The sequence below is a fragment of the Microbacterium sp. EG9 genome (assembly GCF_059759475.1).
This window is the reverse complement of sequence record NZ_CM186217.1, coordinates 61,978-84,794: the sequence shown is the minus strand read 5'-3', so window position 1 is coordinate 84,794 and position 22,817 is coordinate 61,978. Positions and strand designations below refer to the sequence as shown.

Annotated in this window: 23 protein-coding genes and 3 tRNA genes; 14 read left to right on the top strand and 12 right to left on the bottom strand. The window is 68.6% G+C overall.

Annotated elements, in window-relative coordinates:
• Nucleotides 1-70 precede the first annotated feature (70 nt).
• The 8 genes from AC6CQV_RS00320 to tilS form a co-directional block, all read right to left on the bottom strand.
• The gene (locus tag AC6CQV_RS00320; protein WP_060960543.1) at nt 71-565 is read right to left on the bottom strand and encodes a DUF3180 domain-containing protein; all 495 of its coding nucleotides are present in this window, start codon (nt 563-565) and stop codon (nt 71-73) included.
• Entirely contained in the window at nt 562-1,155 is a 594-nt protein-coding gene (folK, locus tag AC6CQV_RS00315; RefSeq protein WP_498259946.1) for a 2-amino-4-hydroxy-6-hydroxymethyldihydropteridine diphosphokinase, read from the bottom strand. Before folK ends, AC6CQV_RS00320 begins: the two co-directional genes overlap by 4 nt.
• On the bottom strand, nt 1,152-1,526 hold the full coding sequence (gene folB, locus AC6CQV_RS00310) for a dihydroneopterin aldolase (protein WP_060960541.1): 375 nt from the start codon (nt 1,524-1,526) through the stop codon (nt 1,152-1,154). Before folB ends, folK begins: the two co-directional genes overlap by 4 nt.
• The gene (folP, locus tag AC6CQV_RS00305; RefSeq protein ID WP_498259945.1) at nt 1,523-2,350 is read right to left on the bottom strand and encodes a dihydropteroate synthase; all 828 of its coding nucleotides are present in this window, start codon (nt 2,348-2,350) and stop codon (nt 1,523-1,525) included. The genes folB and folP overlap by 4 nt, the downstream gene beginning before the upstream one ends.
• Nucleotides 2,347-2,937: a GTP cyclohydrolase I gene (gene folE / locus AC6CQV_RS00300; RefSeq protein ID WP_060960539.1), complete on the bottom strand. Its 591-nt coding sequence runs from the start codon at nt 2,935-2,937 to the stop codon at nt 2,347-2,349. The genes folP and folE overlap by 4 nt, the downstream gene beginning before the upstream one ends.
• A 9-nt stretch (nt 2,938-2,946) precedes the next feature.
• Nucleotides 2,947-4,956, bottom strand: coding sequence for an ATP-dependent zinc metalloprotease FtsH (gene ftsH, locus AC6CQV_RS00295; protein WP_060960538.1), 2,010 nt, complete (start codon nt 4,954-4,956; stop codon nt 2,947-2,949).
• Between the two features lie 211 nt (nt 4,957-5,167).
• Complete coding sequence (gene hpt / locus AC6CQV_RS00290; RefSeq protein WP_060960537.1) at nt 5,168-5,719, bottom strand: hypoxanthine phosphoribosyltransferase; 552 nt, start codon at nt 5,717-5,719, stop codon at nt 5,168-5,170.
• Nucleotides 5,720-5,750: 31 nt separating this feature from the next.
• Entirely contained in the window at nt 5,751-6,746 is a 996-nt protein-coding gene (gene tilS / locus AC6CQV_RS00285; RefSeq protein ID WP_498259944.1) for a tRNA lysidine(34) synthetase TilS, read from the bottom strand.
• A gap of 195 nt (nt 6,747-6,941) precedes the next feature.
• Between tilS and AC6CQV_RS00280 the strand changes: the two genes are divergently transcribed.
• Nucleotides 6,942-7,475 carry an inorganic diphosphatase gene (locus tag AC6CQV_RS00280; protein ID WP_060960536.1) on the top strand — a complete coding sequence of 178 codons (534 nt, stop codon included), beginning with the start codon at nt 6,942-6,944 and terminating at the stop codon, nt 7,473-7,475.
• Between the two features lie 69 nt (nt 7,476-7,544).
• Here the strand turns inward: AC6CQV_RS00280 and AC6CQV_RS00275 are convergent, their stop codons facing one another.
• Nucleotides 7,545-8,948 carry a peptidoglycan DD-metalloendopeptidase family protein gene (locus AC6CQV_RS00275; RefSeq protein ID WP_498259943.1) on the bottom strand — a complete coding sequence of 468 codons (1,404 nt, stop codon included), beginning with the start codon at nt 8,946-8,948 and terminating at the stop codon, nt 7,545-7,547.
• Nucleotides 8,949-9,232: 284 nt separating this feature from the next.
• On the opposite strand from AC6CQV_RS00275, the gene AC6CQV_RS00270 reads away from it, so the two are divergent.
• From AC6CQV_RS00270 to AC6CQV_RS00240, 7 genes are all read left to right on the top strand, one after another.
• Nucleotides 9,233-9,305: transfer RNA gene (locus AC6CQV_RS00270), tRNA-Glu, on the top strand.
• A gap of 27 nt (nt 9,306-9,332) precedes the next feature.
• Nucleotides 9,333-9,406, top strand: a tRNA-Asp gene (locus AC6CQV_RS00265).
• Nucleotides 9,407-9,488: 82 nt separating this feature from the next.
• Nucleotides 9,489-9,561 (top strand) — tRNA-Phe (locus AC6CQV_RS00260).
• Nucleotides 9,562-9,925: 364 nt separating this feature from the next.
• A complete protein-coding gene (locus AC6CQV_RS00255; RefSeq protein ID WP_498259942.1) occupies nt 9,926-10,261 on the top strand; it encodes a hypothetical protein in 336 nt (111 codons plus the stop codon).
• Nucleotides 10,262-10,427: 166 nt separating this feature from the next.
• The gene (locus AC6CQV_RS00250) at nt 10,428-11,807 is read left to right on the top strand and encodes an RNA/DNA-binding domain-containing protein (protein ID WP_498259941.1); all 1,380 of its coding nucleotides are present in this window, start codon (nt 10,428-10,430) and stop codon (nt 11,805-11,807) included.
• A 624-nt stretch (nt 11,808-12,431) separates the two neighbouring features.
• Nucleotides 12,432-12,920 carry a hypothetical protein gene (locus AC6CQV_RS00245; protein WP_498259940.1) on the top strand — a complete coding sequence of 163 codons (489 nt, stop codon included), beginning with the start codon at nt 12,432-12,434 and terminating at the stop codon, nt 12,918-12,920.
• Nucleotides 12,921-13,049: 129 nt separating this feature from the next.
• Nucleotides 13,050-13,283 carry a hypothetical protein gene (locus AC6CQV_RS00240; RefSeq protein WP_498259939.1) on the top strand — a complete coding sequence of 78 codons (234 nt, stop codon included), beginning with the start codon at nt 13,050-13,052 and terminating at the stop codon, nt 13,281-13,283.
• 8 nt (nt 13,284-13,291) lie between these two features.
• Here AC6CQV_RS00240 and AC6CQV_RS00235 read toward each other — a convergent pair whose 3' ends face one another.
• Nucleotides 13,292-13,786: a GNAT family N-acetyltransferase gene (locus tag AC6CQV_RS00235; RefSeq protein ID WP_498259938.1), complete on the bottom strand. Its 495-nt coding sequence runs from the start codon at nt 13,784-13,786 to the stop codon at nt 13,292-13,294.
• 95 nt (nt 13,787-13,881) lie between these two features.
• Between AC6CQV_RS00235 and AC6CQV_RS00230 the strand changes: the two genes are divergently transcribed.
• Nucleotides 13,882-14,094 (top strand): chemotaxis protein CheY, encoded by a 213-nt coding sequence (locus AC6CQV_RS00230; protein WP_498259937.1) that lies wholly within the window; start codon nt 13,882-13,884, stop codon nt 14,092-14,094.
• Between the two features lie 26 nt (nt 14,095-14,120).
• Here the strand turns inward: AC6CQV_RS00230 and AC6CQV_RS00225 are convergent, their stop codons facing one another.
• Both AC6CQV_RS00225 and AC6CQV_RS00220 read right to left on the bottom strand, forming a co-directional pair.
• The gene (locus AC6CQV_RS00225; RefSeq protein ID WP_492492624.1) at nt 14,121-14,726 is read right to left on the bottom strand and encodes a nucleoside deaminase; all 606 of its coding nucleotides are present in this window, start codon (nt 14,724-14,726) and stop codon (nt 14,121-14,123) included.
• Nucleotides 14,723-16,366: a glycoside hydrolase family 13 protein gene (locus tag AC6CQV_RS00220; protein WP_492492626.1), complete on the bottom strand. Its 1,644-nt coding sequence runs from the start codon at nt 16,364-16,366 to the stop codon at nt 14,723-14,725. The genes AC6CQV_RS00225 and AC6CQV_RS00220 overlap by 4 nt, the downstream gene beginning before the upstream one ends.
• A gap of 571 nt (nt 16,367-16,937) precedes the next feature.
• On the opposite strand from AC6CQV_RS00220, the gene AC6CQV_RS00215 reads away from it, so the two are divergent.
• The 5 genes from AC6CQV_RS00215 (at nt 16,938) to AC6CQV_RS00195 (ending at nt 22,559) form a co-directional block, all read left to right on the top strand.
• Nucleotides 16,938-18,251, top strand: coding sequence for an extracellular solute-binding protein (locus AC6CQV_RS00215; protein WP_492515579.1), 1,314 nt, complete (start codon nt 16,938-16,940; stop codon nt 18,249-18,251).
• A 3-nt stretch (nt 18,252-18,254) separates the two neighbouring features.
• Nucleotides 18,255-19,151 carry a carbohydrate ABC transporter permease gene (locus AC6CQV_RS00210; RefSeq protein WP_492492630.1) on the top strand — a complete coding sequence of 299 codons (897 nt, stop codon included), beginning with the start codon at nt 18,255-18,257 and terminating at the stop codon, nt 19,149-19,151.
• Nucleotides 19,148-19,978: a carbohydrate ABC transporter permease gene (locus tag AC6CQV_RS00205; RefSeq protein WP_492492632.1), complete on the top strand. Its 831-nt coding sequence runs from the start codon at nt 19,148-19,150 to the stop codon at nt 19,976-19,978. The genes AC6CQV_RS00210 and AC6CQV_RS00205 overlap by 4 nt, the downstream gene beginning before the upstream one ends.
• Entirely contained in the window at nt 19,975-21,051 is a 1,077-nt protein-coding gene (locus AC6CQV_RS00200) for a Gfo/Idh/MocA family protein (RefSeq protein ID WP_498259936.1), read from the top strand. The genes AC6CQV_RS00205 and AC6CQV_RS00200 overlap by 4 nt, the downstream gene beginning before the upstream one ends.
• A gap of 80 nt (nt 21,052-21,131) precedes the next feature.
• Nucleotides 21,132-22,559 (top strand): carboxylesterase/lipase family protein, encoded by a 1,428-nt coding sequence (locus AC6CQV_RS00195; RefSeq protein ID WP_498259935.1) that lies wholly within the window; start codon nt 21,132-21,134, stop codon nt 22,557-22,559.
• The last annotated feature ends 258 nt before the right edge of the window (nt 22,560-22,817 follow it).

Sequence of the window (22,817 nt, the reverse complement as noted above, 5' to 3'; positions counted from 1 at the left end):
GGTCGTTGAGCGAGCGAAGCGAGTCGAAACGCCCTGAGCCTCGCCCGCGCCGTCGCCCGCCGAAGGACCGTCAGTCGTGGTGGGAGAGACCGAAGCCGGGTTCGGGAGGTCCGGGGTGTTCGTCATCGTCGTCCTTCCGGATGGTGCAGAGGTGTTCGGCCACGAGGCCCGCCGCAACGAGCACGAGGCCTCCGACGATCGAGGCGATCACCGCTCCCGTCGAGCCTAACGAGGGCGCGACGGGACGGGTGAGCAGGAAGGCGAGCAGGCCGCCGGCGACCCCGGCGACCGCGGCTCCGACGAGCGTGGACGCCTTGGCGAGCATCGCGATGCGCACGGCGCGGAACGGGTCGACGGGTGTCGGGTTCGCCCCCGAGATCGCCCGCCGGATCGGCAGGGCGAACAGCACGAGCGCGATGCCCAGCAGCACGAGCAGGATCGGCAGCAGGAACGACGGCGTGAAGGTCGGGCGCCCCGTCGCGGTGAGCACCTGGTCGATGGCGAAGCCGAGGAACACGCCGATCGCGACCGCGGCGACGATCGTCCCCGCTCCCGTCCGCTTCACGCCGCACCGCCGTCCGCCGGCGCGGCTTCCGCATCGGGCCCGGATGCCGGCGCCTCCTCCAGACGCGCGAGAAGCTCGTCCACCCGCCCGGCGCCCGGGAGCACGGCATCCGGGTCGACGTGCAGCCACGGCGCGAGCACGAACGTCCGCTCCGCCGCCCGCGGGTGGGGCAGGGTCAGCGCGGGGTCGGCGGAGCGCACGTCGCCGTAGGCGATGAGGTCGAGGTCGAGGGTGCGGCTCTGCCACCGCAGGTCGTCGACGCGCCGTGGGGGCCTCCCATGCGCCTCCTCGATGGCGTGGAGGTAGCCGAGCAGCACCGAGGGCGCGAGGCGCGTCGTGACGAGGGCGACGGCGTTGAGGTAGGCCGGGGCCTCGGCATCCGGTCCGTCGAGGGTCAGCGCGACGGTCTCGATCGGGGCCGAGGCCACGATCCGGGTGGTCAACGGCAGGCGGGCGAGATCCTCGAGGGCGGCGGTCATGGTCGCCTCGCGGTCGCCGAGGTTGGTGCCGATCGCGACGACGGCGACGGTCTCGTCGTGATCCCGGGGCGGGGACTCGTCGTGATAGCCCTGCGCGAGGCGGCGGTTCATGCGGACGCTCCTTCACGGACGCGGCGGATGGAGACGCTCACATCGTCGAACGGCACCGCGATGGGCGCCTGCGGTTTGTGGATGGTGACCTCGACGGCATCCACGCGGGCGTAGCCGAGCGCGCGGTCGGCCACGCGCTGCGCGACGGTCTCGAGGAGGTCGGCGGGATCGCCCGCGAGGACGGCGGCGACCTGGTCGGCGAGCTCGCCGTAGTGCACCGTGTCGGCGACGTCGTCGCTGCGTGCGGCGTCGGCGAGCGAGAGCTCCAGCACGACATCGGCGATGAAGACCTGTCCCTCACGGCGCTCGTGCTCGTAGACCCCGTGGTAGCCCGTCGCGCGGACTCCGGTCAGCGTGATGCGGTCGCTCATGCGTGTCCTCCGTCGCTCTCGCCGTTCCAGTTCGTCCAGACCGCGAGCGCATCGCGCGTGCCCGCCGCGTCGTGCACCCGCACGGCCCACGCGCCGCTCTGCGCCGCCAGCACGCTGGTGACCGCGGTCGCGAGGTCGCGCCGTTCGGCCGACACGTCCTCCTCGGGGGTGAGGGCGGCCAGCGCTTCGGCGAGGAACCGCTTCCGACTCGTGCCGACGAGCACCCGCGGACCGATCGCGACGACCCGCTCCAGGGCCCGCAGCGCCTCCCAGTTCTGCGCACCGCGCTTGCCGAAGCCGATGCCGGGATCGAGGATCAGCCGGTCGGGAGAGATCCCCGCCGCGACGGCCGCGGCGAGGCGCGCCTCGAGCTCCGCGACGAGGTCGCGGCCGAGGTCGTCGTACCCCGCGTGGGCGTACATGTCGGCGGAGGGCCCGCGCCAGTGCTGCAGCACGACGTCGACGCCGGATGCCGCGACCGCGCTCAGCATGTCGGGATCGCTGAGACCGCCCGAGACGTCGTTGACGATGCGGGCACCGCGCTCGACGGCGGCGAGCGCGGTCGATGCGTTCATCGTGTCGATGCTGACCGTCGCGCCGTCCGCGACGAGAGCAGCGATCACCGGAAGCACGCGCGCCCGCTCCTCGGCGGGATCCACCCGTTCCGCGCCCGGCCGGGTCGACTCCCCGCCGACGTCGAGGAGGTCGGCGCCGGCCGCGCGCAGGGCCCGGCCGTGCGCGACGGCGGCGTCGGCGGACAGGAAGCGCCCGCCGTCGCTGAAGGAGTCGGGCGTCACATTGACGATGCCCATGATCGCCGTCATGTCGGCGTCCCGGTCACGAGCATCATGATCTCGGCACGGGCCGCCGGGTCGGCGAGGGCGCCGCGCGCGGCGATCGTGACCGTGGCGGCATCCGGCTGGCGGCCGCCGCGCATCGTGACGCACTCGTGATGGGCACCGAGCACGACCAGCACGCCGCGGGCGTCGAGCGCCGCCGCGATCGTGTCGGCGATCTGCTCGCCCAGTCGCTCCTGCACCTGCGGCCGCGCGGCGAGCACCTCCACGACCCGGGGCAGCGCCCCGAGCCCGACGACCTGCTCGCCCGGGAGGTACGCGATGTGCGCGCGCCCGGCGAACGGCAGCAGGTGGTGCTCGCAGACCGAGCGGAAGCGGATGTCGCGCAGCAGCACCGCCCCCGACGGCAGCGTGTCGGGTGCGGGACCCCGCGACACGCTGATGGTGTGGGCCAGCGGAGCACCGGCATCCTCGCCGACGCCGGCGAAGAAGTCGGCGTAGGCCTCCGCGACGCGCTGAGGGGTCGCCTTCAGCCCCGGGCGATCGGGGTCTTCCCCGATCGCGACGAGGATGTCGCGCACGGCGGCGGCGACGCGGTCTCGATCGACGGCCACGTCACGAGCCTAGGCGGTGGCGGGGCGCGCCTGCCCGCTCGGGCGACGCTGCGCCGCCGTGTGCGCGGCCGGCTGGTCCTCGGCGACGGATGCCGCGGCCAGCCCGGTCTCGTCCTGCCGGCGCGGCACGTCCACCGGCGGCAGCATCGAGACGGGACGGTCGTCGCTGGACAGCCACTGCGGGCGCGGCGGCAGTTTCCTGACGTCGGTGAAGATCTCGGCGAGCTCGAGGTGGTCGAGCGTCTCCTTCTCCAGCAGGGCGAGGGCCAGCTTGTCGAGGATGTCGCGGTTGGCGTTGATCACCTCGTACGCCTCGTTGTGCGCCTGCTCGATGAGCTCGCGCACCTGCTGGTCGACGCGCTCGGCGATGCGCTCGGAGAAGTCGCGACCGTGACCCATGTCGCGCCCCATGAACACCTCACCCGAGGACGAGCCCAGCTTGACCGGGCCGACGTCGGTGGTCATGCCGTACTCGGTGACCATCTTTCGGGCGATGCCCGTCGCCTTCTCGATGTCGTTGCTGGCGCCGGTGGTCGGATCGTGGAAGACGATCTCCTCCGCGACACGGCCGCCCATCGCGTACGTCAGCTGGTCTTGCAGCTCGTTGCGGGTGACGGAGTACTTGTCCTCGAGCGGAAGCACCATCGTGTAGCCGAGGGCCTTGCCGCGCGGAAGGATGGTGACCTTCGTGACCGGGTCGGTGTTGTTCATCGCGGCGGCGGCGAGGGCGTGACCGCCCTCGTGGTACGCCGTGATGAGCTTCTCCTTGTCCTTCATGATGCGCGTGCGGCGCTGCGGACCGGCGATGACGCGGTCGATCGCCTCGTCGAGGGCTCGCATGTCGATGAGCTGCGCGTTGGAGCGCGCCGTCAGCAGGGCGGCCTCGTTGAGCACGTTCGCGAGGTCGGCACCGGTGAAGCCGGGCGTCTTGCGGGCGATGACGGCGAGGTCGACCGACGGCGACAGCGGCTTGCCGCGGCCGTGCACCTCGAGGATGCGCTGACGGCCCTTGAGGTCGGGGGCGTCGACGCCGATCTGGCGGTCGAAGCGTCCCGGACGCAGCAGGGCCGGGTCGAGGATGTCGGGACGGTTGGTCGCCGCGATCACGAGCACCGACGCCTTCGGGTCGAACCCGTCCATCTCGACGAGCATCTGGTTGAGCGTCTGCTCACGCTCGTCGTGACCGCCGCCCATGCCGGCACCGCGGTGACGGCCGACGGCGTCGATCTCGTCGATGAAGATGATCGCGGGGGCGTTCTCCTTGGCCTGGTTGAACAGGTCGCGAACGCGGCTCGCACCGACGCCGACGAACATCTCCACGAAGTCGGAGCCCGAGATGGAGTAGAACGGCACACCCGCCTCGCCGGCGACGGCGCGCGCGAGCAGGGTCTTTCCGGTTCCGGGAGGGCCGTACAGCAGCACGCCCTTGGGGATGCGGGCGCCGACCGCCTGGAACTTCGCGGGATCCTTCAGGAAGTCCTTGATCTCCTGCATCTCCTCGATGGCCTCGTCGGCACCGGCGACGTCGGCGAAGGTGACCGTCGGGGTCTCCTTCGTCACGAGTTTCGCGCGGGACTTGCCGAACTGCATCACCTTGCTGTTGCCACCCTGGGCAGCGGAGAAGAAGAACCAGAAGAGCAGACCCAGCAGCAGGATCGGGATCAGCAGCGACAGGAGGCTCTCGAAGAAGGTCGTGCGCGGCACGACGTCGTTGTAACCGTCCTTCGGGGTCGCGGCATCCACCGCCGAGACGACCTCGTTCGCGCGCGCGCCCACGTAGTAGAACTGCACCTGCGTGGCGCCCTCGAACGGTGCGGACAGGGTCATGTCGACCCGCTGGTCGCCGTCGGTGTTCGTCACCTGGGTGACCGTGCCGCCCTTCAGGAGCGTCAGGCCCTCCTGCGTCGTGATCTGCTTGGCGCCGGTGAGCGTCGAGATCAGCGACATGCCGATCAGCAGCAGGGCGCCGATGAGCAACACGTAGACGAACGGGTTGCGGCTGAGCTTCTTGAAGTCCATGATCCGCTCAGGCTACCGCGCACCGACTATGGGGCGTCTGTGCATTCGCCACAGGCGAACCGGGAGGGACCCGGGCGCCGTCTGCGTTTCGACTCCTCGCTGTGCTCGTCGCTCAACGACCGGGTGTTCACCCCCGGTCGTTGAGCGAGCGCAGCGAGTCGAAACGCCCCACCCCGGTCGTTGAGCGAGCGCAGCGAGTCGAAACGCCGCGTCAGCTGTAGACGTGCGGCGCGAGCACCGCGACGTCGCGCAGGTTGCGGAACCGCTCGTCGTAGTCCAGGCCGTAGCCGACCACGAACTCGGTGGGGATGTCGAAGCCGACGTAACGGCAGTCGATCTCGACCTTGGCCGCTTCGGGCTTGCGCAGCAGGGCGAGGATCTCGATCGAGGCGGCGCCGCGCGAGGCGAAGTTCTCCAGCAGCCAGCTCAGGGTGAGGCCCGAGTCGATGATGTCCTCGACGATCAGCACGTGCTTGCCGGTGAGGTCGGTGTCGAGGTCCTTGCGGATCTGGACGACACCGCTGGACTTGGTGCCCGCTCCGTACGACGAGACGGCCATCCAGTCGATGACGATGTCGCGGCGGAGCTTGCGGGAGAAGTCCGCCATCACCATGACGGCACCCTTGAGCACCCCCACGAGGAGCAGCTCCTTGCCCTCGTAGTCGGCCTCGACGCGCTGGGCGAGCTCACCGAGCTTCTCGTGGATCTGTTCCTCGGTCACGAGGATGGTGGACAGCTGGTCAGCGATGTCGGCTGCGCGCATTCCTCGATTTTAGGCCCGTCGGCGGGCGTTCTCAGTCCGCGACGAACTCCAACCGGCTGCCACTGCGCCGGGCACGGCATCCCGGGAGGTCGATCGGCCCCTGACCGTGCCAGTCGGTGACGAGCCGCGCGACCTCGAGCGTCTGGGTCCGGGTGAGGCTCGCCCCGAACTCGCTCGCGACGACGTGCCGGATGATGCGGTGACGCAGGGCCGGCGGGTTGGCGGCGAGCGCGGGAACCGAGACCGCGATGCCGGCCTCGGCGTGTTCGACGATGTCCTCGATCGTCTCGTCGATCATGTCCGCGAAGGCCGCGGCATCCTCGCGGAGCTGCTCGCTCGTGCGGGCGAGGGCTTCCGCCACGCCGGGGCCGAGCTCGGCCTCGAGCACGGGCATGACGTCCTGGCGCACGCGCACGCGCAGGAACCGGCGGTCGAGGTTGTGCGGGTCCTCCCACGGCGGCAGCCCCGCCGCCGCGCAGGCCGCGCGGGTGGTGGCGCGGCGCACCTCGAGCAGGGGACGCAGGATGCGGATGCCCTCCTCGACCCGGTCGGGCGACATCGCGCCGAGACTCGCGGCGCCGGAGCCGCGGGCGAGGCCGATGAGCACGGTCTCGGCCTGGTCGTCGAGAGTGTGGGCGAGCATGATCGCCTCGGCCCCGGCCTCCCTCGCGGCGGCGAGCAGGGCCGCGCGGCGGGCGTCGCGGGCGGCGGCCTCGGGCCCGCCGTCGGCGCCGACCTCGACCCGGACGACCCGCGCGGTGAGACCTCGCTCCTCCGCGACGGCCGCCGCACGCGCGGCGACGCGGTCGGACCCGGGCTGCAGGCCGTGGTCGATGACCGCCGCAGATGCCGCGATGTTCGCTTTCGGCGCCTCGAACGCGACGGCGTCGGCGAGTGCGAGCGAGTCGGCGCCGCCCGAGAGCCCCACGAGCACCGGCCCCGTCACGGTCGCGAGGGCGGTGCGCACGGCACGACGGATCTCGGCGACGGCGGGATCGAGGCTGGGGAGATGGTCCACGGCATCCACGGTAGCGAGTTGCCACCCGCACAACTCCGCCTCAATGGGGGTAGGGGCCTCCGACCGAACCGATACGGGCGGCTGAGGCGGAGTTGTGAAGGTGACGGCTGCGCAACCGGCGCGACGTGGCCCCCGGACTAGGCTGGATGCCGGCATCCACCAGACCCTCCGAACATCCACCAGATCCTCCGAAGGAGCACCAGTATGGGCGCATACGACGCCGTCATCGAGATTCCGCGCGGCAGCCGCGTGAAGTACGAGGTAGACCACGGAACGGGTCGGGTGTTCCTCGACCGCGTGCTGTTCACGCCGATGGGCTACCCCGCCAACTACGGCTTCTTCGAGGACACCCTCGGCGAGGACGGCGACCCGCTCGACGTGCTGCTGCTGCTCGATCGCGACCTGTACCCGGGTGTCATGGCGAAGGTCCGCCCCGTCGCGGTGCTGAAGATGCTCGACGAGGCCGGCGGTGACGACAAGGTCGTCGCCGTGCTCGCGAAGGACCCGCGCTGGAACCACATCCAGGACGTCGACGACCTCGACGAGTGGACCAAGGGCGAGATCGGCCACTTCTTCGAGCACTACAAGGACCTCGAGCCCGACAAGTGGGTCAAGGTCGACCAGTGGGCCGGCGCCGAAGAGGCCGAGCGCCTGGTGTCCGAGGCCTTCCAGCGCTTCCAGGACGAGGGCGCCCAGACGGCCACGCAGGGCGAGGGCCACGCCCCGAAGACCATCTGAGACCCGTCTCACACGCAGAAGAGCGGATGCCGATCGGCATCCGCTCTTCTGCGTGTTCGGCGTGAACCGTCAGTAGACGTTGATGCCGTGGTCGAGGAGGACGGGCGCGGGGTCGATCCGCACGCCCTGCCAGTAGACCTCGAAGTGCAGGTGGCAGCCGGTGGAGGCTCCGGTGTTGCCGACGTAGGCGATCACGTCGCCGGCGTTGACCCACTGGCCGTAGTTGACGTTGTAGCCGCCGTTGACGATGTGCGCGTAGCCGGTGACGACGCCGCCGCCGTTGTCGATCTTGATGTAGTTGCCCCAGTCGCCGGTGTACTGGGCCCAGACCACCGTTCCGGAGGCCGCCGCGTAGATCGGCGACCAGCAGGAGGTGGCGAAGTCGATGCCGCGGTGTCCGCCGCTGGTGCACGAGCCGTTGCCACACACCGAGCCGCGGTTTCCGAACCAGGAGCTGATGTAGCCGGATGCCGGGCGCACCCAGCCTCCGGTGCCGGCCGACCCACCGCTGCCGCTGCTTCCGCCGCTGCTGCTTCCGCCGCCACCACCGCCACCGGCGTTCGCCGCGGCTTCGGCCTCGGCCTGCCGCCGACGCTCTTCGGCGAGGGCGGCCTGACGGGCCTCCTCGGCCTTGCGCGCGGCCTCGACACCGGCCTGGTAGTCGGCGACGGTCTTCGCGGTCTGGTCCTGGAGAGCGGCGAGCTGCGCCTGGAGCGTGCCGAGGTTCTTGTCCTGCTCGGCGAGGGCGGCCTGCGCCGCGGCGGCGGCATCCTGGGCCGCCTGCATCTTCTGCTCGGCTTCCTTCTGCAGACGATCGCGCGCGTCGCGCGCCACCTTCGCCTTGTCGCTCAGGCTCTGGGCGTTGTTGCGAGCGCTCACCGCGTCGGCGTAGACGCCGCGGTTGGCCTCGACGAGGCGGTCCATCGTGCCGAGCTTGGTGAGCAGGTCGTCGGCGCTGGCGGCGGAGCCGGAGAAGAAGAGCTCCATCGACGGGTCGTCGCCGCCGGAGCGGTACTGCTGCGCCGCGAGACGTCCGAGCTTCTTGGCGGTCTCGGTGGCTCGCGCCGATTCGGCGTCGGCCTGCGTCTGGAGCGCGTTCGCGTTGTCGGCGGCGGTCTCGAACGCGATCTGCGCCGCGACGTACTCGTTCGCGAGGCGTTCGGCTTCGGCCTGCTTCGCAGCGACGTCGGCCTGCAGTGCGGCGATGAGGTCCTGGATGCGGGAGACCTCGGCCGCCTTCGCGGCTTCGTTGTTCTTGGCGTTCTGGACGTCGTCCCACGAGGGGTAGTCGGCGGCGAACGCCGACGGGCTGAACCGCAGTCCGAGAGCGCTCACGGCGCCGAGGCTGAGAACGCCCAGGCCCGCCAGTCCGAGCGCCGTGCGGCGGCTCAGGGGGCCCCGGAGGGTCGTCAGTTCCTTCGCGGTCGGCGCGCACCCGCAGTCCTCCGCCGAAGCGGCCTTCTCGGTCTTCACCTCGAACCTCCGTCATTCACGCGCGTCGACCCCCGCCATCCTGCGATGGCAACACACGTCACACTAACAACATTCGTCACATTCGCCCAAGGGTTTCTTCGACGCCCCGATGGGAGCGAATCCGGCCGCGACCAGCGGCGACGTGCCTGCGCGCGACGGATGCGGATGCCGCCATCCTCCCCCGCGGAGGGGGCGCGCCGCGGCATCCCACGCCCTCGATTTCCGATTTGGGGAGGGATCTCGTATGCTTGAGCGTCGGTAAGAATGAGCCCTCGGGTTCGCTCGGCCCCATCGTTTAGCGGCCTAGGACGCCGCCCTTTCACGGCGGTAGCACGGGTTCGAATCCCGTTGGGGTCACTCTCCGACACACAACTGAATACGTATGGCCCTGTAGCGCAGTTGGTTAGCGTGCCGCCCTGTCACGGCGGAGGTCGCGGGTTCAAGTCCCGTCAGGGTCGCTCCGAGCGACGGGCCCTTTTCTTTCGAGATCGAGGGCCCTTCGCGTAGGACGCGGCAGGTTCAGTACAGCGCGTGCCGCGCGGCTCTGTAGCTCAGTTGGTAGAGCGCACGACTGAAAATCGTGAGGTCACGGGATCGACGCCCGTCGGAGCCACACGGACCGTCGTTACAACGGTCCCAGAAACCCTCGCCTAGCTTCTACATGGCGGGGGTTTTGCTTTGGGCTGGTCAAAGTGGATTTTCTTGCTGACGCACGAGGCTCCGACCCCTCGGTCGTTGAGCGAGCGGAGCGAGTCGAAACGTCCCGGATGGATGTCGATTCGCTGGCCTCGTCGGCGGATTGGGCCGGTCTGGGGCCGGTCGAGGTCCGATTTCGAGTCATCGAGCGCGATGTCCGAGCGACCGCACACAGACGAAACCCCGGCGATGTGGCCGAGGCCAGTGATCGTTCCGGGGTCTTCGCCTGCAAGCTTACGGCCTGATGCCGAGAGCTCGAAGACATCGTTGAGCGCATCGATGTGCGCAACCGAGCGCTCGATGTGCGTCAGTTCGAAATCGTCGGCGAAGTCGTCGGCGTGGCCATCGCTACGCGTTACACGCCCGAGCTGCTCGCCGCAATCGAAGTCGCTCTTCAGATCGATGCAACGGTTTTCGATCGCGACGCAACCCGCGAGCAGCTGGAGTCAGCGATCCGTGCGGGAGCGAGCGCCTTTGACTCGGCTCTGCAAAGTGACATCGAGGACGACTACATACTCCAGGCCTCCCGGCGTCTCGAACGGGAGATTGAGCGTCGACCATCCTCCACGCCGGCGAGTTCCTCTTCAAAGGCGCACGTATCCGCACGCGATCTGTGAGAACTTTCATTACTCGTTCAAGGCCGGCCTGACGGCCAGCCCGACGCGATGCCGGTTCGCGCTGCGGTGCGGTCCGGGCGCTCCTCGGCGTTCCGACATCACGCCGGCCCATCTCGCTTCGAAGCGATTGATGTCACGACCCTCCGCCAACCGCTAGCGTTGTGTCGTGCTAGATACGGTCTCAATCACCGCCGATGAAGCCGCGCGGCTACTCGCGCGTTCGGAGGGACACTTTCTCGACTTCAAGTCGATAGGAGTCGCGCCGGCAAAGCTCTCACAGCACCTTGCGGCGTTCTGCAACGCCGATGGCGGGGATCTCTACATCGGCGTAGAGGAGCTCGACACCGGAAACTATTGGCAAGGCTTCTCAGATGAGGAGGATGCCAACGGCCATCTGCAGGCCTTTGAAGCCGTATCCCCCTTCGGCATCGACATCTCCGGTGAGTTCCTTCGCACCGAAACGCTGCCGGGGCTGGTACTCCACATCAACGCTCAGAAGTCACGCGCAGTGCGCACCTCGACTGATGGGAAGGTCTATAAGCGACTCGGTGCTCAGTCTCTCCCCGTCAACGACGGAGAGGCGCTAACTGCGCTTCGCCGAGCCAAAGGCGTCGAGTCCTTCGAAGACGAAGTCGTCGCCATCCCCATCGAGGCGGTGACCAATTCTGCACCCACGATTGGATACCTGATCGAGGCGGTACCAACAGCAGAACCCGAGATCTACCTTCGCGGTCAGTACTTGACCCATGACGGCAAGCCCACTGTGGCGGCAACCCTCCTGTTCGCCGAAGAGCCTCAGGCTGCTCTGCCCAAACGATGCGGGATCAAGGTTTACCGCTACACAAGCAACGATGCAGATCGGAATCAGCTGCTCGGTACGCCAGTGACCGTCGAAGGGCATCTGTATAACCAGGTGTACGCCGCGGTGGACGTCACGGTCTCGATGATTCAGGAAGCGAAGTTCCTCGCCGAGGATGGCCTACGACAAGTTCGCTACCCGAACGAGACGCTCCACGAAGTGATCACGAACGCCGTACTCCACCGGGACTACAGCGTGCTCGACGATGTCCACATTCGCATCTTCGAAAATCGGGTCGAGGTTCAGAGCCCCGGTCGCCTGCCGGGTCACATCACACCCACGAACATCCTCGACGAACGCCTTAGCCGCAATCCAAAGCTTGTAAGACATCTCAACCGATTCCCTGACCCTCCGAACAAAGACGTCGGCGAAGGGCTCGATACAGCGTTCGCGTCGATGCGCAAACTCAATCTCCGTGAGCCGGAGATCATGGAACTCGACCACGGCGTGCTCGTCGTCATCCGTCATGAAAGCCTCGCCTCTCCGGAGCATCAAGTCGTCGAGTACCTGAAGAAGAACCCGTCGATTCGCAACGAGCAGGCCAGAGATCTGGTCGGCATCCAGTCCGAGAGCCGGATGCAGAAGATTTTGAAGGGGCTCGTCGCTGCCGGGCATCTCGAACATGTCCCAGGGACGGCAAAGCGCGGCTATGCCTATCGCCTCGTGGACTCAGCTCCTCGAGACTGAGCCGCTGACAGATTGTTTGGGCCGGTCCCGGGCCGGGAACCCAGCTGAAACCACCCACGACCAGCCACCACCAACGAGCACGACTTCCGCGGAATCACGCGGCCAACGAGAACTCGTGAGCACCCGTCGACCCGGCTCATACGACCGAAAAGCGTGAGGTCACGGGATCGACGCCCGTCGGAGCCACACGGACCGTCGTTACAACGGTCCCAGAAACCCTCGCCTAGCTTCTACATGGCGGGGGCTATGCTTTTCCCCGGTGAGGGCCGTTTTCCACTTGAGCTCACGGGTCGAGGTCGCGAATGGAGACGCGCTTCTTCGACCTGAGCGTCGAGCGAGCGAACGCAGCGAGACGAAGCGCTGTGATCGGTTCATGGTTCGCCGGCTGGCGGGCGTTTGGGCCGGCCTGCGGCCGGTTGCCTCCCGCACGAGGGCCTCTTGGGGGTACCGGGACCATCAATCGGCTACACACAGACCTCAGCCAGTTCCACGTTCCGCATGTGAGTCCTCGTCGGCAATGATTGGCGGGTGATGTCTCCGGAGATTGACTCGGTGGGGCCGATCCCTGAAGTCGGTTCGTTTCAACGCCGGCGTGTGCGACGGACGGCCGGGGCGATAGTAGCGATGGCTTTCGTCAGCGCGGTGCTGGTCCTCGGATCTGCAGCCACCGCGGGCATCGCAGTCACGTTTGGTGGCGACACCCCCGTTCGGTTGCCGATTTGCGGCTTGATCGCAGCTGTGGTGATGAGCCCTATCGTTTGGTCGGCGGTTTTCCGCTCCCGCCGCTACGGACTGATCCTCACTGAAGATTCGCTGGTCGTTGAATCGTGGTGGCGCAGGCGGACGTTCGATCGCGCGGAGCTATCCGCGGCCGAGCCGCTACTTGGGGTAACGCGGATGAGGGACGGCTTCTTTTCGGGACGCGGCAGCAACTCGGAGCCGTTCGCGGTTTGGCTGTGGCCAACCGACCCGGAACAAGATGAAGTCCCACTCGGCGTAACAACCGGAACGTGGGAGGCAACTTGCGCCGCAGCACAGAAGATCAACGCGTGGCTCGGAGTTGAGGTCGAGTTCGACGAGGGTCGAGCGGACGCGATGCTCGACGACGACTGATGTCTCACATCCACTCAGGCGACGCGCGATGACGCGTCCATCGCGTCACGATGGCTGATCGTCGTTAGCAGCGGGAGCCTCATCGTCGAGCAAGCTGATCTCGCACGCCAACACGTCAGCGGCGGCTTCGTGGAGTCGTGCACCAGGACGCTGCGGCCCGGCGGCGCCCTGCTGCTCGGCTACTTCGACGGCGCCGAGGTCGAGCCGTTCGATCACGCCGTCGTTCGCGCGTACCGCTGGCCCGCAGGCGAGCTGATCAAGGTGCTCGACGCCGCTGGATTCGACGTCATCGAAACGCACCGGCGAACCGAGCGAGGCCGGCGCGACGTCGGCGCCATCCTCTGCGAGCGCCGCGCGCGCTGAGGTGCTCGCTATCTCACCATGCGCGCATCTGTGATCAGCGGGGCGTGCAGATCGCGCTGCTCCGTCCCGTCGAAGCGGAAGCCGTTGCGCAGGTAGAACGCCGTCGCGCGGGGATTCTCCTTCGCGACCCACAGCATGGCGGGCGCGGTCCCGAGCGTCTCGTCCAAGAGCGCCTGCCCGACACCCGTCCCATACTGCGATGCCAGCACATAGATCGCGTAGAGCAGGCGGTCCCGAGGCGGCTCCTCGCCGTCCAGACCCTCGCCGGGGCCGACCCACGCGAACCCGACGATGTCTTCACCGACCTCGGCCACACGGATGACCAGGCCATCCCGCCGCTCCGCCAGCACCTGACGCCACATCCGGTGCCGCCTGTCGACGTACTCCGCCGAGAAGTAGCCGTCGGGCAGCAGATGCGCGTAGGCCTCCTTCCACGTCGCGACGTGGAGCTCGGCGATGGCCGCCGCATCCGCGGGCTGGGGCTCTCGGATCACGAATGCCATGCACCGATCGTGTCACGAGCGGTCACTCCGATCGGCCCGCGGCGAGGACCCTCCGGCCGCTGATATCCTTCTTACCCCCACCCGGAAAGTGCCCCATGGCCGAACGCGTCGCCGAGCGGGTGGCCCGTCTGATGACGGAGCACCCCGACATCACGGTCCGCTTCACCTCGGCTGTCACCGCTGACAGCTACCTGTTCAGTATGAGCCGCAGCATCCCGGTGATCTTCATGAACCCCGTCCACGAACCGCTGGTCGAGAGCCTGCGCGCTGCACAGCAGACTCCCGACCAGCCCGCGGCGACCATCTGACGCCTCGGTCGACCGCCCCGCGGCGCTCAGCCGGATGAGCGTGCGTTGTAGAGCGTGATCTGCCCACGTCGGGCCTTGGCGCCGAAGTCTCCGAGCACCCGTCGGGCGTCGTCGGCGAGACGCCCGACGGTCACACGAATGCCGCGCGCTTCGAGCTGTCCACGCCAGTCCAACGCGACCGGCCCTTCGTCGAACCCTGTCAGCGCTTCGACCTCGGCTCCGAAAACCGAGAAGTCCAATGCCTTCACGCCGGACCAGACGACTGCTCCGCAGCACATCGCGCACGGCTGCGCGTTCACGACCAGGGTGTGCGACTTCCCCGTCTCCGAGAGGTCCCACGATCCGACTCGCGCGTGCGCGAAGCCGAGGGCGACCATCTCCGCGTGCGCGAGCGACAGCTGGGAGGACAACACCAGGTTCACGCCGACGGAGACCAGACGGCCGGTGTCGGTCTCGATCACGGCGGCGGCGAACGGCCCACCGGTTCCCTCGGCGACGTTCGTTGCGGCGAGCTCGTTCAGCGCCCCGACGAGGTCGTCGAGATCGTCGAAGGAGTCGGGAAGCTGCGCGCGGCGAGCGCGCAGCCACTCGGGGAGCTCGACCGCGAACAGGTCTCCAAAGGGACGGCTCATCGCTCCGCTCCGATGCGCGTCCAGACGGTCTCGTCGGCACGCAGGAAGGCGTCATCGGACCGCGAGCTGCGCAGCAGGATCTCGCCCCGCGGCAGGTCAGCAGCGGCGGCCGAGAGGTTCGTGGTGCACCGGACGTCGCCGACCGTGAAGGACAGAACCCCTCCGGAGACGGCGACATCCGTAGCCGTCCGACGTCCGAGGGCGAGCTCACGTCGAAGCGTGAGCGCGGCGCGGTAGAGTTCCAGCGTCGATGCGGAGTCACCGCGTTGCGCCTCCCACGAGAGGGCGCCCCAGTCGCGCGGCTGCGGCAGCCACGATGCGCCGGTGGAGCTGAACCCGAAGCTGCGCCCGTCTCGTTCCCAGGGAATGGGCACGCGAGACCCATCTCGCCCGAGGAGCGTGCGTCCGCTCCCCTCCCAGGTGGGATCGACCCGCTCCGCATCGGGGATGTCGATGACTTCCGGGAGCCCGAGCTCCTCCCCCTGATAGAGATAGGCCGCGCCGGGGAGCGCAAGCATGAGCAGGGATGCCGCGCGAGCGATGGCATCGGCCCGGTCGGGGTCGGGCACCGGATCCTGGGGTGCCCGACCGATCATCGCCGGGCGCTGCGGGGCCACCGCCAGGCGAGAGCCGTGCCGTACGTAGTCGTGGTTGGACAGCACCCACGTCGGGGCAGCGCCCACGCTGTCCATGTCGGCGAGCGTGCCCGCGATCACCTCCCGAAGCTCGTCGGCGTCCCAGCCGACGTTCAGGAAGGCGAAATTGAAGACTTGGTGCATCTCGTCGGGGCGCACCCAGTCTGCGAGCAGTCGCGCCGGCTCGATCCAGACCTCACCGCACAGGATCACCGGCCGCTCTGCACTGTCGACGGTGCGGCGCCAGCGTCGGAAGACATCGTGGACGCCCGGCTGACCACGAAACGGCGCCACCCCGAACAGCTCCGGTCCTTCGGGGTGGAAATCGGGCAGCGCCGGGTCCTTGATGAGTCCCGCAGCGACGTCCACGCGGAATCCATCCACGCCCGCGTCGATCCACCAACGCAGGATCTCGTCGAACCGATCGGCAACCCACGGGTCGGACCAGTCGAGGTCGGGCTGCGACGCGTCGAAGGTGTGGAGGTACCACTGCCCCGGCGCACCCGAGGCGTCCTTCGTGCGCGTCCAGGCCGGGCCGCCGAACGCAGACTGCCAGTTGTTCGGCGGCAGGTCGCCGTCGTCCCCGCGCCCTTCGGCGAACACGTATCGCGACCGTTCCGGGGAACCGGGCGCCGTCCGGAGTGCCGCCTGGAACCATGGATGCTCATCTGAGGTGTGATTCGGAACGATGTCGACGACGACGCGGAGCCCGAGGGAGTGAGCAGCATCGGCCAACCTGCGGAAATCCGCCATCGTGCCGAACAGCGGATCCACATCGCAGTAGTCCGCGACGTCATAGCCGCCGTCGTTCATCGGGGACGTGTAGAAGGGCGACAGCCAGATGGCGTCCACACCGAGCTCGGACAGCTGCGGAAGTCGCTGGATGATGCCAGGAAGGTCGCCCACGCCGTCGCCCGTCGCATCGGCGAACGAACGCGGATAGACCTGATAGATGACCGCGTCCGCGGCCCAGTGGGCGCGGGCATCGTCGGTCGCGCGCGTCACAGCGGACGCATCGAGGGTATGCAAGAGTGCCATTCCTTTCGCGATTGATCACTTCGAGCGGGAGTGAAATATCGCGTTTACGGAAGGCACCGCATGTCGTCTTTTCGCTGCTCGGTGAGCACACTAGCACCGCCCAGCACCGGTCCCGCAAGTCCAGCGGAGCGGCACGATCGACATCCGGAAAAAAACACTTGTGCACGCACAGCCGAGTTCCTACACTCTGAACTCAACCTCGATCACTCGATCAGATCGAGGCGGAGGACGCCGCACCTGGCGTTCGATGTCAGCGAGCTGGCCGGCACCTCCGGCCCCGACGCGCAGGCTCCTGCGACCGCGGTTAACGAGTCTTGGCTTTCCACGCCACACCAGAAACCACCGCGTGCCCGCCGCGGATCGTCCTCCCTTCGATGGTCTGCGTCGAGCCCCCGCTTCGCACGGAGCTCACGATGCTCACCGACCGCTGCAGCGATGTACGAAACCCGTGCATCTCGGGGTCCTCCTCGATGTCAGCGACGAGGCGACGGGCGACGGCACTGCGGTTCTTCCCTGCCCGAAAGGAACCCGTCACCTCATGCCTCTCACCGCTCACCCCCGCTCGCGCCGCGCGCTGCTCGGCGCCGCGCCGGTCCTCGTCTTCTCCCTCGTCCTCGCCGGCTGCGGTCGTGCGGACGACGCGGGCGCGTCGTCCGCTGCCTCCCTCTCGATCGATGACACCCCCGCCACCGGAACCGTCGAGATCTGGGCACAAGCCGGAGAGGGCGGCGCGCTGACGGAGTTCGTGAAGTCGTTCGAGGCGGAGAACCCGGACGTCACCGTCACCGTGACCTCCCTCCCCGCCAACACGGCCTTCGATGCGAAGATCACCGCCGCCATCGCTTCCGGATCGGTCCCGGACGTGATCAACCTCTACTCTCAGACGCAGTCGACGATCTTCACCACCGGGGGCATCGCCCCTGTTCCCACAGGCCTCGTCGACTCGTCCGTCTTCTTCCCCGCGTCGTACGAGCCCACCGTCGTGAACGGGGAGTCGTACGCCGTGCCGTGGTACGCGTACTCGCAGGTGTTCTACTACCGCTCCGACCTCGCGCAGCAGGCCGGCGTCGAGCCGCCATTGACCTGGGAGGACATGAAGACCTTCGCCGCCGCACTCCAGAATGCCGGCCTGGCCGAGCACGGGCTCGGACTCGGCATCTCCTGGGACCAGTACTCCCCCCAGCAGTTGAACGACTTCATCGTCGGCAACGGCGGCAGCCTCATCAGCTCGGACTTGAGCACCTGGACGATCAACGAGCCCGCCAACGTCGAAGCTCTCTCGTTCTGGGGCACCCTGTTCGCGGAGGGATACGCCTCCGCGGACGAGCCTCAGTTCCTCGACGTGGTGCCCTTCTTGACCTCGGGCAAGGTCGCCTCCACGAACAACGGACCGTGGCTGACCTCCTGGCTGGATCAGGCGAACGGCGAGGGCTGGTCGAAGGCCCACATCGGCGCGGTCCTTCCGCCAGCGGGACCCAAGGGGCAGTCCGCGACCGTCGGCAGTTCGACGCTCGCCGTCCTGAAGGATGCGAAGAACCCCGTCGCCGCATGGAAGTTCGTCCGCTGGATGGCGGAACCTGAGACTCAGCTCGCCTGGTACGCAGCCTCGGGCAATCTCCCTGCGGTGGTCTCGGCCTGGGACGACCCCGCAATCGCCGACGACGCACTGCTCGTTCCGGTGAAGGAGGGGATGCAGATCGGCGTCGGCGTCCCGCCCGTATCGACCTGGGCCCAGGTCGGCGCGATCATCGGCAAGCAGATGGAGCGGGTCGCCCGCGGCCAGGCGACGGCGCAGCAGGCCCTCGATGAGGCGCAGCAGCAGGCGGAACAGATCGGCACGGGGACGCACTGAGCCATGTCGACCATCCACGCAACGCCGCGGGAGCGACACGCGAACAGGATCGGGTGGCTGTTCGTCAGCCCGCTCGTCCTCATCCTCGCGACGTTCACCGCGCTGCCGGCCGCCATCGCCCTGATCCTGGGGTTCACCGACATCGGGCCGTCCGACCTGCGCGATCCGCTCGGGGTGAACCTCGTCGGCTTTCAGACCTTCGGCGACGTGCTGACGGATCCGACGTTCCTGCGCGCCGCCTTCAACACACTGCTGTTCGTCGGGATCTCCGTCCCGAGCACGATCGTGATCGCGTTTCTGCTGGCGCTCGTGCTGAACGAAGGCATCCGCCGGCTCCGCTCGTTCTTCCGCGCGGCCATCTATCTGCCCGTCATCACGAACATCGTGGCGGCGGCAGTGATCTGGCAGTACGCCTTCACGATCGGCGGCCCCGTCAACGGCGCCCTCGCCTCCATCGGCATCGACGGACCGAACTGGTTGGGCGATCCGTTCTGGGCCGTGCCCACCGTTGCTTCGCTCGGAGTGTGGCGCAACATCGGCACCGCAATGATCTTCTTCCTCGCCGGCCTGCAGGGGATCTCGACCGAGATCAACGAGGCCGCGTCGCTGGACGGAGCCGGGTTCTGGGGACGCACCCTGCGGATCACGATCCCGTTGCTGCGGCCCACCACGCTGCTCGTCGCGATCTTGACCACCGTGTCGTTCCTGAACATCTTCGACGAGCCGTACCTCGTGACGCGCGGCGGACCGCTGGGCTCCACCCAGTCGCTCGCGTTGTGGGTCTACGAGAAGTTCGGCTTCGGCGACATCGCCGCATCCATGGCCGGCTCGTTCCTTCTGCTCGCACTCGTCGGCGTGATCGCCGTCATCCAGTTCCGACTGCTGAGGCCCAAACATTGAAAACATCGACCGCCCTGCGTGCGGGCTCCATGTACGTCCTGCTCGTCGTCGTCGTGGCGATGATGCTGCTCCCCTTCCTCTGGGTGTTCGCCGGATCCTTCAAAACACAAGGAGAGTTCCTGGCGAACCCGGGGGCCTGGTTCCCGGCGAGCTTCGCCTACCTGCAGAACTACGTCGTGCTCTTCACCGAGCGCGGCTTCGGCGGGTACCTCATGAACAGCCTCATCGTGTCGATCGCCGCCGTCGCGGGCAATCTCGTGTTCAGCTCCATGGCCGGCTACGCTCTGGCCAAGCTGTCGTTCCGGGGGCGTAAGGCCGTGTTCGTCGCCGTCATCGGCGCGATGACCGTGCCGTACGTCGCAATCTTCGTCCCGCAGTTCTTGATCATCGTCCAGCTGAAACTCATCGACACGCTCGCGGCGATCATCATTCCCGTCTTGGTGATGCCCATCGCCGTCTTCATCATGCGTCAGTTCGCCACCGCTGTGCCGGAGGAACTGCTGGAAGCGGCACGGCTGGAAGGGGCCGGGGAGTTCCGGATCTTCTTCACGATCTTCCTTCCCATCGTGGGCCCGGCGCTGGCGACCGTCGGCATCCTGACGTTCATGTACTCGTGGAACTACTTCCTCTGGCCGCTCCTGGTCGCGCAGTCGTCGTCCACGTACACGCTTCCCGTCGGATTGGCGGTGGCCACTCAGACCGGCAACACCACGGAGTTCGGCGTGCTGTTGGCAGGCGCGATGGTCGTTCTCATCCCGGTGCTCGTCGTCTTCCTCTTCTTCCAGCGCTTCTTCATCCAGAGCGTGGCGACGACGGGGTTGAAGTGAACGGCGAGCAGCGGTCGCGCGCACGGATCGGCATCATCGGTCCGGGCAGCATCAGCGCGCAGTACATCAGCACCCTGCGCGACCACCCCGAAGTGGAAGTCGCGATGCTGGCGAGCCGAGATCCCCAGCGGGCCGCCTTCGCGGCGGCCCGCCACGGGATCCGCGATTCCGGCTCGATCGAGCAGCTGCTCGGCGACGACAGCATCGATCTCGTCGTCAACCTGACCCCGCCCGATGCCCATGTGGACGTGTCGCTCGCGATCCTTGACGCCGGCAAGCACGTCTGGAGCGAGAAGCCCGTCGCCCTGGATCGAGAGGGGGTGGACGCGCTTGCACGCCTCGCCGCGGCCCGGGATCGGCGCGTGGGTGTGGCACCCGACACCTTCCTCGGCCCCGGGGTCGACGGTGCCCTCCGCCTCGCGCATGCCGGGCGAGTGGGTGCGCTCACCGGTGCGGTGGCGGTGATGCAGAAGCCCGGGCCGGAGAGCTGGCATCCCAACCCGGCCTTCCTCTACCGACGCGGCGCCGGTCCCCTGCACGACATGGGCGTCTACTACCTCACTGCGCTGGTGCCGTTCCTCGGCGCTGTCGAGTCCGTCGTCGGATCGACGACTCTCTCCCACCGCCCTCGCGTCGTCGCGACCGGCCCGCACGCCGGCGCGAGAATCGAGGCCGAAGTGCCGACCGCCGTGCGAGCCGTGCTCCGATTCGCGGCCGGTGCAGAAGCGGTCGCGTACTTCACCTTCGACACCGTCGTCAGCCGTGCGATCCTGACCGTCGAAGGCGAGCGAGGGGAAATCTCCGTGCCCGACCCCGATGCCTTCGGCGGCGTGATCGGCGTGCGCAGCGACGATCGCTCGGAGCAGATCGATGCGCCGGCCGGAAGAGCCGGGCGCGGGATCGGCATCGTCGACCTCGTCCGGTCCGTGCGCGCCGGTGTGCCCCATCGCGCGTCGCTGGAAGTGGCGGCGCATGTGTTGGAGGTCATGGACGCCATCGTCGAGTCCGCTCAGACCGGTCGTCGCACCCTCGTCACCAGCAGACCTCCGACGGTCACCATCACGCGCCTCTGACGACGAGGACAGTGCGGCTCACCCCACCACCGCCCTCACCCCGCCGACATCCCGCCGACGGGGGTGAATAGGGTGAGGCCATGGAGCAGCCCGTCGCCCTCGAGGTCACGACATCCACCGGCACCGTTCGCGGCAGCCTGACCGACGGGATCGGCCGCTTCCTCGGCATCCCGTATGCGGCGGCACCCGTGGGCGGACGCCGCTTCCGCGCGCCCGCCCCGCCGGCGGCCTGGTCGGGCGTGCGCGACGCGACGCGGTTCGGCGCGACGGCGCCGCAGGCGCCCTACGCAGGCGCGATCGGCGAGCTCCTCAGCTGCCCGGCGATCGAGGGCGACGACATCCTCACCGCCAACGTGTGGACCCCGGCGGATGCCGCGGCATCCGCCGCCCCCGTCGTCCTCTGGATCCACGGCGGCGCCCTCGAGCGCGGGGCCGCGGCCGAGCCCACCTACGACGGGACCGGCTTCGCCCGCGACGGGGTCGTGTTCGTGTCGGTCAACTATCGCCTCGGCGTCGAGGGGTTCAGCGTGCTCGACGGGGCGCCGACGAACCTCGGACTGCTCGACGTGGCGCGGGCGCTGGAGTGGGTGCACGCCGAGATCGGCGCCTTCGGCGGCGACCCCGCCCGCATCACGCTGATGGGAGAGTCCGCCGGTGGGGCGCTGGTGGCCGCACTCCTGTCGCGCCCGGCATCGCGCGCCCTGGTCGCCGGCGCGATCATCCAGTCCGGGCCGCTCGACGCGGCACCCCTGCAGAAGGCGCGCCGCGCGTCGGATGCGATCGCGCGCCGCCTCGGCATCCCGGCGACGCGCGAGGCGTTCGCGGCCCGGACGACGGCCGAGCTCCTGCGGGCGCGATCGCAGATCGCCGCCGGCTCGTCCCCGTTGCGAGGCGCACCCGGCTTCACGCTCGCGCTCGACCCGGAGACCCTTCCCGCATCGCCGGTCGACGCCCTGCCGAGCCTCGGGATACCGCTCCTGATCGGCACCAACACCGACGAGTACCGCCTCTGGCTGACGCCCGACGCCATCGCCGCCATCGGCGGCGTGAAGTCGTGGCTCGCCCGCCGCGCCCTGCGCACCCCCGAACGCGCCGCCCGGGCCGTGCGGGCCGCGATGCCCGACGCGAGCGCCGGCGAGGTCCTCGGTCAGCTGCTCACCGACCGCCTCCTGCGCGGCCCCGCGACGCGCGTCGCACGGGCGCGGACCGCCCCGACCTACGTCTACGAGTTCGCCTGGGAGAGCCCGGTGCGAGACCTCCGCGCCGCGCACGCGTTGGAACTCGGCTTCGTCTTCGACACCCTGACGACCGACCAGGCCGTGAGACTGGCGGGCGACGACGCACCCGCCGACCTCGCCCGCGACATGCACCGCGCGTGGGTGGCGTTCATCACGACGGGTGATCCCGGCTGGCCGGCTTTCGGCGCCGATCGGACGACGAAGGTGTGGGATGCCGCGTCACACGTGACCCCTCAGCGCCGCGCGGCCGTCGTCGACGCACTGGGGTAGGGCGCTTCGACTCGGCGCTGCGCGCCTCGCTCGACGACCGGGAGGTGGGCGGGAGGGCGCGGGCGGCGAGAGCGTCTGAACACCGGGAGAACGGGATCTGTCCACAGTCTGACGATTGACGGTGGCGCTCCGCACGATCGGCGGGGTAGAGTCGCTCCCGACGCACGCGTGACAGCCGGGGGGTTGGTCCGCAGGAGACGGGGGTCTTCGCGTCGTCTTACTGGGGATGGGGCGGATCACGATTCGCCCGTCGGTTTG

Bases quoted from the DNA above. Each gene is read 5' to 3' on its own strand.
- folK (WP_498259946.1), bottom strand. From the start codon at position 1,155: ATGAACCGCCGCCTCGCGCAGGGCTATCACGACGAGTCCCCGCCCCGG.
- folB (WP_060960541.1), bottom strand. From the start codon at position 1,526: ATGAGCGACCGCATCACGCTGACCGGAGTCCGCGCGACGGGCTACCAC.
- folP (WP_498259945.1), bottom strand. From the start codon at position 2,350: ATGACGGCGATCATGGGCATCGTCAATGTGACGCCCGACTCCTTCAGC.
- ftsH (WP_060960538.1), bottom strand. From the start codon at position 4,956: ATGGACTTCAAGAAGCTCAGCCGCAACCCGTTCGTCTACGTGTTGCTC.
- hpt (WP_060960537.1), bottom strand. From the start codon at position 5,719: ATGCGCGCAGCCGACATCGCTGACCAGCTGTCCACCATCCTCGTGACC.
- AC6CQV_RS00280 (WP_060960536.1), top strand. From the start codon at position 6,942: ATGGGCGCATACGACGCCGTCATCGAGATTCCGCGCGGCAGCCGCGTG.
- AC6CQV_RS00245 (WP_498259940.1), top strand. From the start codon at position 12,432: ATGGCTTTCGTCAGCGCGGTGCTGGTCCTCGGATCTGCAGCCACCGCG.
- AC6CQV_RS00235 (WP_498259938.1), bottom strand. From the start codon at position 13,786: ATGGCATTCGTGATCCGAGAGCCCCAGCCCGCGGATGCGGCGGCCATC.
- AC6CQV_RS00230 (WP_498259937.1), top strand. From the start codon at position 13,882: ATGGCCGAACGCGTCGCCGAGCGGGTGGCCCGTCTGATGACGGAGCAC.
- AC6CQV_RS00225 (WP_492492624.1), bottom strand. From the start codon at position 14,726: ATGAGCCGTCCCTTTGGAGACCTGTTCGCGGTCGAGCTCCCCGAGTGG.
- AC6CQV_RS00215 (WP_492515579.1), top strand. From the start codon at position 16,938: ATGCCTCTCACCGCTCACCCCCGCTCGCGCCGCGCGCTGCTCGGCGCC.
- AC6CQV_RS00210 (WP_492492630.1), top strand. From the start codon at position 18,255: ATGTCGACCATCCACGCAACGCCGCGGGAGCGACACGCGAACAGGATC.
- AC6CQV_RS00195 (WP_498259935.1), top strand. From the start codon at position 21,132: ATGGAGCAGCCCGTCGCCCTCGAGGTCACGACATCCACCGGCACCGTT.